General features: G+C 70.7%; 9 protein-coding genes and 1 pseudogene. 4 read left to right on the top strand and 6 right to left on the bottom strand.

All coding sequences use genetic code 11. The features are described from left to right. Positions 1-21: 21 nt before the first annotated feature. The 3 genes from OG435_RS04810 to OG435_RS04800 all read right to left on the bottom strand — a co-directional run bounded on the left by OG435_RS04810 (position 22) and on the right by OG435_RS04800 (position 2,593). Positions 22-963, bottom strand: coding sequence for an alpha/beta fold hydrolase (locus OG435_RS04810; RefSeq protein WP_266875498.1), 942 nt, complete (start codon positions 961-963; stop codon positions 22-24). Between the two features lie 355 nt (positions 964-1,318). Then, positions 1,319-1,897: an NIPSNAP family protein gene (locus OG435_RS04805; protein ID WP_266875496.1), complete on the bottom strand. Its 579-nt coding sequence runs from the start codon at positions 1,895-1,897 to the stop codon at positions 1,319-1,321. A gap of 225 nt (positions 1,898-2,122) precedes the next feature. After that, on the bottom strand, positions 2,123-2,593 hold the full coding sequence (locus OG435_RS04800; protein ID WP_266875494.1) for a hypothetical protein: 471 nt from the start codon (positions 2,591-2,593) through the stop codon (positions 2,123-2,125). A gap of 538 nt (positions 2,594-3,131) precedes the next feature. Here OG435_RS04800 and OG435_RS04795 point away from each other — a divergent pair. From OG435_RS04795 to OG435_RS04785, 3 genes are all read left to right on the top strand, one after another. Then, positions 3,132-4,067 carry a terpene synthase family protein gene (locus OG435_RS04795; protein WP_266875493.1) on the top strand — a complete coding sequence of 312 codons (936 nt, stop codon included), beginning with the start codon at positions 3,132-3,134 and terminating at the stop codon, positions 4,065-4,067. A gap of 14 nt (positions 4,068-4,081) precedes the next feature. Then, positions 4,082-5,485 carry a cytochrome P450 gene (locus tag OG435_RS04790; RefSeq protein WP_266875491.1) on the top strand — a complete coding sequence of 468 codons (1,404 nt, stop codon included), beginning with the start codon at positions 4,082-4,084 and terminating at the stop codon, positions 5,483-5,485. 69 nt (positions 5,486-5,554) lie between these two features. Continuing rightward, positions 5,555-8,455: an ATP-binding protein gene (locus OG435_RS04785; protein WP_266875489.1), complete on the top strand. Its 2,901-nt coding sequence runs from the start codon at positions 5,555-5,557 to the stop codon at positions 8,453-8,455. 101 nt (positions 8,456-8,556) lie between these two features. Here OG435_RS04785 and OG435_RS04780 read toward each other — a convergent pair. From OG435_RS04780 to OG435_RS04770, 3 genes and pseudogenes are all read right to left on the bottom strand, one after another. Continuing rightward, positions 8,557-9,611 (bottom strand): annotated as a pseudogene (locus OG435_RS04780) (lipoate--protein ligase family protein). A gap of 127 nt (positions 9,612-9,738) precedes the next feature. Then, positions 9,739-11,160 carry a lamin tail domain-containing protein gene (locus OG435_RS04775; RefSeq protein ID WP_266875487.1) on the bottom strand — a complete coding sequence of 474 codons (1,422 nt, stop codon included), beginning with the start codon at positions 11,158-11,160 and terminating at the stop codon, positions 9,739-9,741. Between the two features lie 244 nt (positions 11,161-11,404). Next, positions 11,405-12,043: a hypothetical protein gene (locus OG435_RS04770; RefSeq protein ID WP_266875485.1), complete on the bottom strand. Its 639-nt coding sequence runs from the start codon at positions 12,041-12,043 to the stop codon at positions 11,405-11,407. Positions 12,044-12,748: 705 nt separating this feature from the next. Here OG435_RS04770 and OG435_RS04765 point away from each other — a divergent pair. Next, positions 12,749-13,566, top strand: a protein-coding gene (locus tag OG435_RS04765; RefSeq protein ID WP_266875483.1) for an IS5 family transposase whose coding sequence is annotated in 2 segments (ribosomal slippage) — positions 12,749-13,097 and positions 13,097-13,566 — 819 coding nt in all. Because the reading frame shifts where the segments join, the coding sequence is not laid out codon by codon here. The last annotated feature ends 58 nt before the right edge of the window (positions 13,567-13,624 follow it).

Genomic DNA, 13,624 nt, shown 5'->3' with positions numbered 1-13,624 from the left:
GCGTGCGTGGGAGGGCCGCGGTCAGTGGTGGGACGCGTACAGGTCCTCGACCGCCTTGAGTACGAGGTCCGGGCGGTCCGTCGGTATCTCGTGGGACGTGCCGGCGGCGGTGACGAGCGTCCGGTTGGGCGCCACCTTGACGAAGGCCGCGGCGGCGTCGCGCCAGCGCTGGGCGCCTTCCGGCGACGCCGCGAAGGGGGTCTTCTCCGAGACCATGACCGTCACCGGCACCGCGTCCGGCCATTTCACCCCGTGGAAGGCCTTGTGGGCCGCGGCGAAGCCTTCGGCGGTGGCGATGAGCTGGCGGTTCTCCGGCTTCTCGGGGTCCTTCTTGGCCGCGTCGACCTCGGGCTGGGTGGCGGCCACGAGGCGGGGGATCTCCTGGTCCGTGAAGAACTGCGGGAGGTTGGCGTCGATCAGGACCGCGCCCGAGAGCATCTTCGGGTGGTCCTTGGCGAAGTAGTTCGCGATCTCCCCGGCCTGGGAGTGCGACACCAGGGTCACGTCCTTGGCGACGCCCAGCTGGTCGAGCCCGGCCTTGAGGTCGCTCACGGCGCCCTCGACCTTCCACGGGCCCGGGACCACGTCGCTCTTGCCGAGCCCGGACCGGTCGTAGGTGATGATCGTGGCGCCGGTGGCCGCGTGGAGCTCGGACGCGATGTCCTTCCACTGCGTGGAGTACTCGCCGCCACCCGAGTCCAGGACGATCGTGGAGCCGTTGCCCCGCGTGACGTAGAAGGCGAGACGGTGACCGCCGTTGTCGATCATGTGCAGCTTCGTTTCACCCGCTTGGCCGGCCGGCGGCGAGGCCGACGCGGTGGCGGACCGCGAGGACGCGGGCCCGGGGGCGGGGTCCTGGCCGCCGCAGGCGGCGAGGCCGCCGGCAACCACCGACAGCAGGGCGAGGGCGAGGCCGGACAGGGCACGGGTGACGGATCGGCGGCCGGGGGTGGTGCGGGACATGCCTTGCCCTTCGAGGTACGGACGGTGTCGAAATGCTGACCTCCATCCTTCGGCGCATCGCCCGTTGCCGGAATCCGGCTGCCCCGTGTGCCGATGCTGCGGCTGAGACCAGTGAGTCGGCGGGGGACAACCCCCGTACGCCGACAGGTGGCTCTGCGACCGGCGGCGTCGGCTGGGCCGCGGAGCCACCAGATTCCCGGCTCAGGGCTGCGCAGTGGTCACGCCGCAACAGCGGATGGTTCCGCCCGGCGAGCTTGCCGAGGAGCACGGCATCTCACGGTAGCCCGCCTCCTCAGGCGCACCCACCCGGCGAAGGTCCGAGACTCGGATCCCACCGACCACCGGACCCGTCTGTTCATCGCCGCGAACGACCAGCTCGGTGAGGCTCTACGGGCTCCAGCCGGAGCTGTCGGGTGGGCCAAGGTGTCGGCTCGGTTCGGCCGAACCAGACTCTGACGTCTTCCCCTGTCCGGACGGGCAGGCGGGGAAAGTCGTTCTCGGCGTGCTCGGTGTGGTGCAGCGCGTGGCCCGGGCCCAGGTGCCGGGCGGCGTACGCGTCGAACTCGACGGCGTCGGTGGGGTGGCAGACGGTCGCGAACACTTCACTCGTGCCCGACTCCGGAGTGAAGCCCGGACCGCGCAGCAGCAGTACGTCGTCGCTTCCGCCGTCGATCATGGTGGCGTTGGCGGTGTCGCGGTGCTCCCGCCAGACCGGGCCCGTGTAGAACGCCTCCAATGCGCGCCGGCGGTGCGCCATGTCGGGGAACGCTCGCAGCCAGACGAAGCGGTCCGGGTCGTCCAGGTCGCGGAACCGGCCGCCGAGGGTGATGCCGACCGCCTGCTGACCGGTCACGAACTCGCGCTCGAACAGCTCGATCAGCGCCTCCCGGGCGCCGGGATACAGGGTGTACTGCCGGAGTTCGACGATGCTCATGCGGTGGCCCGCCCGGTGTGCGTGAGGAGGTTCGTGGTCGTGGTCCCGTTGTCGTCCATGCGCCGCAGGTTAGGGCCGGTCTCCTGACACCTACTGTCAGTGGATACCGAGCGAAATGGCAGGGCGCGGGCGGCCACGGCCTTGACGGCGAGCGGACGCTCAGCTTGCGGGCACCGTTTTGGCGGAAGCGGAAGCGGAAGCGGAAGCGGATGCGGCGCGGTCCCGTCAGGGAGCCGGCGAGTCCGTCGCGCGGGTGATGCCGTCGAGGCGTCCGTCGATCCACGTGTGTCGCGCCGCGTCGTGAGCGGCCGGGAGCGCGCCGGGGTGTCGGTTACGGGAGCGGGCGTTCTCCACGACCGCCCAGCCCTTGCCGCCGTCGAGGGTCCTGAACTCGACCACGTGGTGGTCGAGGTGTCCGGTGATCATCACTGCCATGAGGGACAGGTACTCGCCCCGGAGGTCGGGGGCGAGTTCACCCTCCTGCGGCCCTCCCAGCAGCACCTGCTGTTCCCCGGCCAAGAGCGTGCAAGCGCTCTGGACGGCCCGGACGAGCGTCTCGAACCGCTCCCCGCCCAACCGCGCCCGTAAGAACTCCAGATGGGAGCCGAGGACGTCGGCCTCCTGGCCGCCCCCCGACCCACCGGGATCCACCTGCGCTCCAGGCCCTCCAGGGTCCGGCGGATGGTTCTCGGTCATGCTTCCGCCCTTCCCCCAACGGCCGCTGCCCTGCGCAGTGTAGGCAGAGGCCCGCGCTCCGAGGGCACTCTTCGGCCACCCGGCCGGCCCCGGCCGCCTCCTCTGCGGCGCCCCTGGCCCCAGGCGCCCCGAACGCAATCGACTATGCCGCTCGCACATTCAAAGGGAATGCGATTTCGGCAATTCCGGGATGGATTACCCGCGTTCACTCCTCCAACGTTGACATCGTGCTGCGTCTTGAGAGTAAATGAGTTCACAGGTGGCCTGATGTCGTCGTAGGGAGGCTGGATCAGGCCAGTTCGTGACCGGTTCATTTCGCCCGTCACCTGGTGTGGCCGTGGCGATGCCGCAGTAGAGGTGCGTTTGGGTCGCGGGTGTACGGCGTGGTTGTGTAGTGGGCGGGTATTGGCGAATCCGATTCTTCCGTGGGGGATCAATGGCCCAGCTCAGTTCTTTTTCCGTCCCCGATTTTCACCTTCCGTTCGGAAACTCCAAGCACCCCGGGGCCGCCCGGGCGAACGCCGAGGCGACCTCGTGGGTGGTGCAGCACGAGCTCGTGACCGCCGCAGCCGAGCAGTTCTCGGGCATCGGTGTGGGTCACCTGGCCGGCCGGGTGAGCGGTGACGTCCCCTACGAGCGGGTCGTCTTGCTCGCCGAGTGGATGGCCTGGTCGTTCGTCCTGGACGACCAGCACGACCACCTCATCCGAGCGGGAGAGGTCGCGGCCTGGCGGCCCGTCACCGATGCGATCACCGGCTATCTGCGCACGGGGCGGATCGAGAGGTCGGCAGCGGGCCGAAATCCGTTGGTGACGGGATTCGTCGACCTGTGCGACCGGATCCTGGCCGGCATGTCCGAGGGGACCGCGGCCCGGTACCGCGCCCATGTCCCCCTCATGCTGCACTCCTTGGACCAGGAGGCGGGCAACCGCGCCGCCGCGAGGGGCCCGGGGGTCCAGGAGTACGTCCTCATGCGCCGCCACAGCTCCCAGATCCTTCCGATGATGGACATGGTGGAGGCCGGGCTCGGGATCGACCTCCCGCAGTACGTCCACGACCTCCCCGAGTTCCAGGCTCTCGCCGCGAGCGTGCTCGACGTCATCTCATGGGGCAACGACGTGTTCTCCCTGCCGAAGGAGCACGCCTGTGGGGACACCAACAACCTCGTCTCCCTCATCTCCTTCTGGGAGAGGTGCTCCCTCCCCGACGCCGTCCAGGCGGTCGAGGGGCGCATCCAGGAGCGCATCGAGCAGTATCTGACCGGAGAAGAACGTCTGATTCAGGCCGTCAACGCGCTCCCCGGGACGGAACCGTCGCTGGTCGACGCGGTCACCCGGTGCGTGCGCAGTTACGAGGACTGGATGATCGGCGCCGACCTGTGGCAGCGTTACGAGTGCACGCGGTACAGCGACGAACGGTTCGCGGCCGGACTGGAGTCTGCGTACACCCGCCCGGATCTTGTCTCCGCGGCGTGACGGAAAGTCAGTTCATGGCATCTGAAGCGCATTCCGGGCCCGAGGCCCATGCTCCGGTCGCCCCGGGACGGTTACCGCTCCTGGGGCACGCGCTGCAACTGTGGCGCCGGCCGATCGCGTTCCTGGAGTCGCTCCGGGAACACGGCGACATCGTACGGCTCGACATCGGCACCTGGCCCGTCCACGTGCTGACGAGCCCGGAGCACGTCCACTCCGTACTCGTCCAGCAGGCGCAGCAGTTCGGCCGGGGAAGGATCTTCGACAGGCTCCGCCCGGTGTTCGGCAACGGGATCGTGACGACCGACGGCGACTTCCACCGCAAGCAGCGCCGGATGATGCAACCCGCCTTCCACCGCAACCACATCGCCGAGTACGCCGAGGTGATGTGCCGGCAGGCGGAGGTGATGTCCGCGTCGTGGGCGGCCGGCCGGGAGATCTCGATGGTCACGGAGGCGCGCGGGTACGCGATGTCCTCGGTCGCGGAGATGATCTTCTCGGGGGACCTGAGCCGGCCCGCCGTCGACGAGGTGCACCGCTCGCTGCCCATCGTCCTGGAGGGCATGCTCGTGCGGGCGGTCATGCCCAAGTCGCTCGACCGGCTGCCCATTCCGTACAACCGGCGCTTCGACGGCGCGGCCGCCCGGCTGCGCCGGACCATCGACGAGGTGATCGAGCAGTACCGCGCCAAGGGGCAGGCCGCACGGGGCGACCGCCAAGACCTGCTCTCCCTGCTGCTGGCGGGCGTGGACTCCGAGACGGGCTCGACGATGGCTGCCGAGCAGGTGCGGGACGAGGTCATCGCCATCATGCTCGCCGGCACCGAGACCTCCGCGACCACTCTGTCCTGGATCTTCCACGAGATCGGCCGGCACCCCGACGTGGAGGCGCGCGTCCACGCCGAAGTGGACGCGGTGGTGGGGTCCCGGCCCGTGCGTCCCGAAGACGTACCCGCGCTGACCTACACGCACGACGTCTTCCAGGAAGCCCTGCGCCTGCATTCCCCCTTGCTCTTCACCCGCAGGGCCCTGGTTCCCCTCACCCTCGGCGGAATCTCGATCCCGGCCGGCGCCGAACTGGCCTACAGCCCGTACGCGTTGCACCGGGACCCCGTCCTCTTCCCCGACCCCGGCGCCTTCGACCCGGACCGCTGGCAGAAGGGGGCGAAGGAGCGGTCCCGTACGCACAGTTACGTCCCGTTCGGGGCCGGCCAGCACAAGTGCATCGGCGATTCCTTCGCCGTGGCGGAGATCCTGACCGCGGTGGCGACCGTCGCCTCGCGATGGCACCTGAAGCCCGCCCCGGGCATCACCGTGCGCGAAGTTCCCGCAGGGATCCCGCAGCCCAGCGAACTGCCGATGATTCCCGTGGCGCGGAAGGTACACCACTCTTCTCGTAAGAGTGATGAGATACCACAATAGTGTGCTGAAACAACATCAACTCCTCCTCCGGCCCGTACACTCTGCCGCACGGGCTGGAGGGGGCAAAGGATGTCGCAGGTCACGGAACCGAGAAGCTGGAACACTCAGCCCCTGCTGGAGCGGGAGGCGGAAGTCCTCGCGATCCAACGCGCGGTGGACGTGCTCTGCGGCGTCTCGGGCACCGGCTCGGCCCATCGCGGCGGAGGTGTCCTGACCTTCGCCGGATCGGCCGGCATAGGCAAGACCACTTTGCTGAACGAGGCCCGCCGCCACGCCGCCGACCGCTCCTGCACCGTGCTCTTCGCGCGCGGCGGCGAGCAGGAGCGGCAGGTTCCGTTCCACGTGATGCGCCAGCTCATCCAGCCGGCCCTCGCCGCCATGAGCGAGGAGGAACGGCGCGACGCGCTCGGCAACTGGTACGGCATCATCGCCCCCGCGCTCGGGCTGACCGCCGCCCCGAAGGGTCCGACGGGGCCCGACCCGCAGGGCGTGCGCGACGGACTCGACTGGGTGGTCACGCATTTAGCAGTACGCAACGCCCCCGTCGTGCTGATCCTCGACGACGCGCACTGGGCGGACGCGGAGTCCCTGAGCTGGCTCACCTCCTTCGCGGCGCGCGCCGAAGAACTGGCCATGCTGATCATGGTGGCCTGCCGGCCCGACGAGATCCCGGCCGACGCCGGCGCCCTGCGCGCCCTCATGGGACGCCAGGGGACGCGCCCGCACGAGCTGGCTCCCCTGACCACGAGCGCCGTCGCGCGCATCGTGCGCGACGCCCTCGGTGAGAACGCGGACAACGTGTTCTGCCGCGAATGCTGGGCGATCACCGCAGGAAACCCCTTCGAGGTGGTCGAGCTGGTCATGAAGGGCCGCGACCGGGGGTTGAAGCCGTACCAGGGCAGCATCCCCCAGCTGCGCGACCTGGCTTCCGCGGTCAAGGGCAGCGGCCTGATCGACCGGCTCGAACAGCTCGGCCCGGCCACCGTCCGGCTCGCGTGGGCCGCCGCCGTGCTCGGTACCGCGGTCCCCCTCGGCATCGTCGGTGGCGTGGCCGCCCTCGGCGAGGCGCAGGCCACCGAGGCCATCGACCGGCTGCGGGCCGCACGCATCCTGACCGTCCTCACGGGGGTACGGCGCAAGGAAGTGGTGGAGTTCTTCCACCCGCTCATCGCCACCGCCGTGTACCGCTCGATTCCGCCCGGTGTACGCGTGGCCATGCACGGGATGGCCGCCCAGGCCGTGATCGACGACGGGCAGGGTTCCGCGGCCGCCGCCCGCCACCTGCTGGAGATGCACCCCGAGGGCGACCCGTGGGTCGTACAGCAGCTGCGCCAGGCCGCGCGCGAGAGTTTCTCCGCGGGCGCTCCCGATGCGGCGCGCCGCTACCTGGCCCGTGCCCTGCGCGAGCCCCCGGAGGTGGAGGACCGCGCCGAGGTCCTGTTCGAACTCGGATCCGCCAACCTCCTGCACGATCCCGCGACGACGATCAACCAGCTCAGGGCCGCGCTGGAGGAGCCCAAGACCGACCAGGCCCTGCGCGAGGCCATCACGTACCGGCTGGCCCAGGCGCTCGGCCACACGGGGCAGCTGGGTCTGGCGGCGGCGCTTCTCGCGGACGAGGCCCGGCGTGCCACGAGTTCCCGTACGCGGCTGCGCATGCAGGCCGAGCAGTTCAAATGGAACGCCGTCCGGTTCGACGAGGAGAACTCGCCCGCCCGCTCCCGGCTCCTCGCCCAGTTCGCCAAGCGGCTCACCGGTCGGGGTCTGCCCGAGCGGCACATCCTCGGGCTGCGGGCCTGGGACGCCGCGATGCGCGGCGAGTCCGCCTCCACCGCCCTGGAGTACGCGGAACAGGCGCTCGACGGGGGCATGAGCTGGACCGACCAGGACTTCGGCTTCGAGGTGCCCGCCGTCCTCGCGGTCACGCTCATGTACTGCGACCAGCCCGGCCGGGCCGAGGAGCTCTTCAACACCGCGATCGTCGAGTTCGAGGGGAAGGGCTGGCGCGGCGCGCACCTGTCGTTCGTCTACACCCTGCTCGGCTACGTCCGCTACCGGCGCGGGCAGCTCGCCGAGGCCGAGGACTTCGTGCGCAACGGCCTGCAGATCGCCGACCGCGTCGGCGCCGGGATCCCGGCGCAGTGGTACGCGATCGGCACCCTCATCGAGACGCTGCTCGCCCGGGGGAACACCGCCGAGGCCCAGCGCATCGCCAAGGCCTACAACCTGGCCGACGGCTTCCCCCAGGCCGTGGTCTATCCCGATCCGCAGGCCGTGTGGGGCAAACTGCTCCTGGCCCAGGGCAGGATCGAGGAGGCGGAGCACCACCTCACCGCAGCCGGCCGGCGCCTGGATCTGCGCGGAACGCGCAATCCCTCGTGGAGCCCCTGGCAGCTGGACCTGGCGCTCGCGCAAGCGACGCACGCGCCCGAGCAGGCGCGGGCCACGGCGGCCGAAGCGGTCGCACGGGCCCGCGCGTTCGGGACGTCCAGCGTGATCGGACACGCCCTGCGCGTCGCGGCCGCGGCCACGGACCCGTCCCAGGCGGCGGGCCTGCTGCAGGAGGCGGTGGAGCACCTCGAACAGTCTCCGGCCGCCTGCGAACTCGCGCACGCGCTCATCGACCACGGCGCGGCCCTGCACGCCATCGGCGACCCGCACCAGGCGGCACAACAGACCTACCGCGGAATGGAGTTGGCCGCCGACTGCGGCGCCGACGGGCTCGTGGAGCGAGCCAGGACCCAACTGGCCACGGCAGGTCTGCGGCCTCGCCGTCTGCACACCTCCGAGCAGGACACCTTGACCGTCGCCGAACTCGAGGCTGCCCGCCACGCCTCGGCGGGGATGGGCAACAGGGCGATCGCCGCGGCGATGCACACCAACGCCCAAGCGGTGTCCGAGCTGTTGTCCGCGGTCTTCACCAAACTGGGCACCGACCGGCTCGGACTGCACCGGGCGCTCGGAGCCTGATCGCACGGCCGGCCGGGAGGGGAGACCGGGCCCGCCCCGGTTCCTCCCCCTGGGCGGAACCGGCGGTGGCGGCGGCCGCCTGCGCGTTTCTGCTCCACCGGCTAGGGAATGCGGGCGGTCCATTCCTCGGTGGCGAACTTCGTCGTCGCCAGGTCGCGGGCGCGGGAGAGTTCCTCCGGCGTCACCGTGTCGTCCGTCAGCCCGTAGCGGCCGCGGAAGGCCCCGACCATGCGGTCGATCACTTCCTCACGGGAAAGCCCGGTCTGCCGGCGCAGCGGGTCCACCCGCTTCTTGGCGCTCTTCGTGCCCTTGTCCGAGAGCTTCCCGCGGCCGATGCGCAGCACCTCGGTCATCTTGTCGGCGTCGATGTCGTAGGCCATCGTCACGTGGTGCAGTACGGCGCCCGAGCCGGCCACGATCCGCTTCTGGGCCGCGCCCGCGATCTTTCCCGCCTCCGTGGCGATGTCGTTCAGCGGCTGGTACCAGGCCTTGACGCCCATCTCGCCCAGCGCGCCGAGCACCCAGTCGTCCAGGTACGCGTACGAGTCGGCGAAAGACAGGCCCGAGACCAGGGACTCCGGTACCGAAAGCGAGTACGTGATGGAGTTGCCGGGTTCGACGAACATGGCCCCGCCGCCCGAGATCCGGCGTACGACCGTCATGCCGTGTCGACGCGCCCCCTCGGGATCCACCTCGTTGCGCAGGGACTGGAAGCTGCCGATGACCACGGCGGGGCGCCCCAGTCCCACACGCGCAGGGTCGGAGGCCGCAGCCCGGCGGCGACCTCGTTGGTGAGGACCTCGTCCAGGGCCATGTGGAGGGCGGGCTCCTGCGGCGGCATGCGGATCAGCCGCCAGTCGTGCGCGGCCCACTCGGTGGCCTGGGCCAGCGCGCGCCGCACGGCGACGGCGATGCCCTCGGCACTCACCCCGTACATCTGGGTACCGGGCGGCAGCGCGGCGCTGATCCGGGCGGCGAGGGCCGTGGCGTCCGCGTCCGTGGGGGCGCCTTCGAGTGCCCGGTCGACCGCGTCCAAGGCCTCGCCCGGTTCGAGGAAGAAGTCACCCGAGACCCGTACACCGCGCAGTACCTCCCCGGCGCGCTCCAGGTCGACGACGACGAGCTTGCCGCCGGGAATCTTGTACTCACCGTGCACCGGGGGGACCTTTCGGCTATCTGCCGAAAATCGGCATGTCGGGAACATTCCACTACCTATGGAACATTATCCCGATCCGAGGTCGGACCGGCCGGGTCCGCCCTCGGATAGGTCCCGGCTCCCGGGGTCAGCAGGCGAGGGTGCCCCTGCGGAGGGCGTGGCCGCCGGTGTTGCCGTCGTCGGACCAGGTGACGGGCTTGGTGCCGCCCACGCACTGGTCGGCGCCGGCCACCGCGAAGCCCTCGTTGTTGAGGTCGGACATCCCGCCGGGCCGGTTGTAGACGGCGGCGGTGGCGAACGCGCCGCCGGCGTCGACCTTCAGCGTGCGGTGCTGTCCGCCGCAGGTGTCGTCGCAGACCGCCCACAGGCGGGCGGCCTGCGGTTCCCACTGGAGTTCCATGACGCCGGCCATGCCGCTGGAGACGGTGGCCACCTTGGTGAAGGCGCCGGAGTCCAGCAGGACGTAGCCGTAGACCGTGCCGCTGCCCTCGACTCCGACGAAGAAGACCCCGCCGGTGTGGGCCGCGTAGCGGGCCGGATCGTAAGCGGCGCCGGTCGACGCGTCCTTGAAGCCGGCGGCGGTCAGGGCGCTGTCGGGCACCCAGGTGACCGCCTCCAGGCCCTCGTTGGAGCCGGTCGACGGCAGGTCGGGGGTGAGGTTCCACTCCTTGGTTGCGGTCAGCGTGGTGGAGCTGCCGCTCACGTCGTAGCGCAGGACGGAGAGCCGGCTGGTGCCGGACGAACCGCTGTTGCGCTCGCTGGCGACGAAGACGCCGCCCGCGGCGCCGCTGCCGGTCACGGTGACGCCCTCGGAGTCGGGGCTGCCGGAGCCGCCGCCGGGGAAGCGCAGGGACTTGCCGGAGGACCACCCGTTGGCGGTGTCGGGGGTCCAGCCGGGGCCGCCCGGCACCAGCCGCCACAGCTTCCCGGAGTTCTGGGCGGCCCACAGGACCCCGCCCTCCTGGTACAGGCCGCTGAGGTCCTGGCCGAAGACGTTGGTGCCGTCGGCGGTGGACACCGCGCTGCCGCCGGGCCAGGCGACGGGCGTGGTGCCGCCGCCCCCGCCGGTACCGCAGGCGTTGGCCGCGCCGAGGGTCAGCGCGGCCTTCTTGAACGCGCCGGTGCCGTCGGCGCAGCGGGACCACGAGGGGTCGGAATGCTCGCTCCAGGTGAAGCTGTCGACCAGGGTGCTGCCGTCCGCCAGGTAGAGGCGGGCCTTGTCCCCTGAGCCCAGGCCGAAGGAGCCGTGCACGTCGAAGGCCCGGAACCCGCCGGGGGCCAGGGTGGTCCCCGAGGAGATCTTGTACTTGGAGCTGTTGCTCTCGTCCTTCAGGATCCAGCCGGACAGGTCGACGGCCGAGGTGCCCTTGTTGTACAGCTCGATCGAGTCGTCGACGTCCCCGGTGGTCACCACCTCGTTGATGCGGATGTCATCGGCCGGGGCGGCCTGCGCCGGGGAGGCGACCAGCGTGCCCGCGGCGAGCGCCGGTACGACGGCGAGGACGAGGGCGAGACGGTGGCGCCGGCGGGGGGCGCGCGATGCGGTCACGGGGTACATCCCTGGGGTCGTTGCGGTGTGAGGAGGCACGAGGCTCGCGGCCCGCGCCGAACCGCCACCCTCCGAGAGGGGGTCCTTCCCTGAACGGCGGCCGAATGCTGTGCGACGTACCGGTCACAGGTCCGGACATGCCCGACAACCAGCTCCGACGACCGCGCCCCACTACCTGCCGACACGACACGACACGGCACGGCATGGCGAGACGGCCGTGCCCGGGCATCGCCGGCGCCCGCCCCTACCGGCCCAGGGCGCCGCGCAGGGTGATCCCGTACCGGGTGCGCAACCGGCTCAGCTCCCAGAAAGACAGGGCGGCCACCGACAGGGGCGCGCCCGCCAGGAAGAGGAGCCACACGCTTTGCGGGGCGTTGACCGGCGGACCGTCGATGGCCTGGAGGACCGACATCACCGTGACGACGACCGGAGACAGGAGGGGCGGCAGCACTTCGTGGACATCGGCGGTCCGGAAGGAGTGGTGCACGGACAGCACGGACGATGCCAGGACGAAGGGGAGCAGGAACAGCGAGGCCATTCCGGTGAGCAGGCTCAGGAGGGATCCTGCGACGACACCGGCTCCCGCGATGAACGGTCCGTTCAGGTTGTTCTGGAAGGAGAAGGCCAGCAGCGCCGCCGCACCGAAGAGGACGCCGAACGCCGTCAGCGGGCCGGGCAGCCGCCGACGGTACCGGCTGCGCAGCGGCGGCCGTGCCGAGAACACGAAGGCACCGACCACGAGCGGTCCCACGACCATCAGCACGGCGGAGGCGATCAGCATCTCGACGAGCTTGTCGTTGAGCACGCCCTTGGCCTCCTGGCGCAGCGTGTACGCGTAGAACAGCCAGACCGTCGCACCCAGGCCGATGCAGGTACGGGCCACCTGTACTCCGGAGATGGCCGGGTCGGTCAGGCGGTCTGGCCGTCCCGGCCGCTGGAAGCGGGCAGCGGCGAGGAACGGCGCCAGGAGAGCCGTCGCACAGCCATGACGCCGGCGCGCCGGTCCCCGGTGCGCCGAGGGCGCGACGTCGGCTCCGGCGCCGCCCCGGCTTGCCGGTGACGAGCCGTCAGGCTGCCATCCGTACCCGCTCCGACCTGCCATGCAGCGCCCCCGCCCCCCGAATCGTCAAGATCGAGAGGGGACTGTACCGGGGCGCCCCCCTGACGCCGGTCCGTTCCGCGCGCCGGGGCCTCGTACGGGGACGTCAGGGCGGCACAGGCGCACCTGCACCCAGCAGACCTACCTACCTCACCCGGCCTGGGCGAACGACGTCCCCGACCCGGACGACCTCGTCCTCGGCGACTCCCCGGACACGCGGCACCGACACCGAGTCCGTTGTGGACGTGCGAGACCAGGGCGGTCTGCGGTCTGGCCCCGGCGGTGACCGTCTCGAAGAGGCTCCGGGCCTGGCCGGGCTGCTGGTCGCCGACTGTGGGGGGCCAGCACGATAGTGGCCGCCTTTCAGGCGGTCATCCGGCCCGTCTACTCGGCGACCAAGGCGTCGTCCGCGGGCGGCGCATCCACGGAGGCGAGCCCTGCGCTGACCTAAGACCGTGTCCTATGTGGTGAGGCGTCGTTGGGCTTCGCATGGGGCGGGGTACTTGGAGTTGGATTGTTCCGGACGGGCTGTGGGAGATCGCGGAGCCGCTGATCCCGCCGTCGAAGGTTCGGCCGCAGGGCGGCGGGACACCGGACACGCCTGATGAGACGCTGTTCGCGGCGATCGTCTACGTGCTGGTCAGCGGTTGTGCCTGGCGATCGCTTCCGCCGTGCTTCGGGATATCGAAGTCGACCGCCCACCGCAGGTTCCTGGTCTGGTCGAGGGCTGGAGTGTGGGGCCGGCTACACGAGAAGATCCTGCACCGCCTCGACGACGCCGGCCTCCTCGACCTCTCCCGGGCCGTCCTGGACTCCGCCCACGTGAGGGCCCAAAAAGGGGCGAACTCACAGGCCCGAGCCCCGTGGACCGGGGCAAGCCGGGCTCCAAGATGCACGTCCTGTCGGACGCGAACGGACTGCCCCTCCTCGTCGGCATCAGCGCCGCCAACACCCACGACAGCCTTGCGCTGACGCCCATGGTCATGGGTCACCAAACGAGACACGACCCCCACCGCGGCCGCCACTTCAAACCCCAACGCCTCCACGCAGACAAAGCGTACGACGTCCTCCACCTGCGAAAATGGTTACGCGGCAAACGCATCGGGGTCCGTATCGCACGCAAGGGCGTCGAGTCATCAGAGCGACTCGGCCGGCGCCGGTGGGTGATCGAACGGACCATGTCGTGGCTCACCGGCTACCGCCGGCTCAACCACCGCTACGAACGCCACCCCCGCAACTACCTGGCCTTTCTCGGACTCGCCGCCGCCATCTGCTGCTACAAACGACTCGTCCGCCTCACCACATAGGACACGGTCTAAGGCAGGGCGCCGCTGCCAGTGCCACCTTCAGCTGAGACTCGGCGAG

The sequence above is a fragment of the Streptomyces sp. NBC_01264 genome (genome assembly GCF_026340675.1).
In the GTDB taxonomy this organism is placed as follows: domain Bacteria; phylum Actinomycetota; class Actinomycetes; order Streptomycetales; family Streptomycetaceae; genus Streptomyces.
This window is presented reverse-complemented; position numbering and strand designations above follow the sequence as displayed.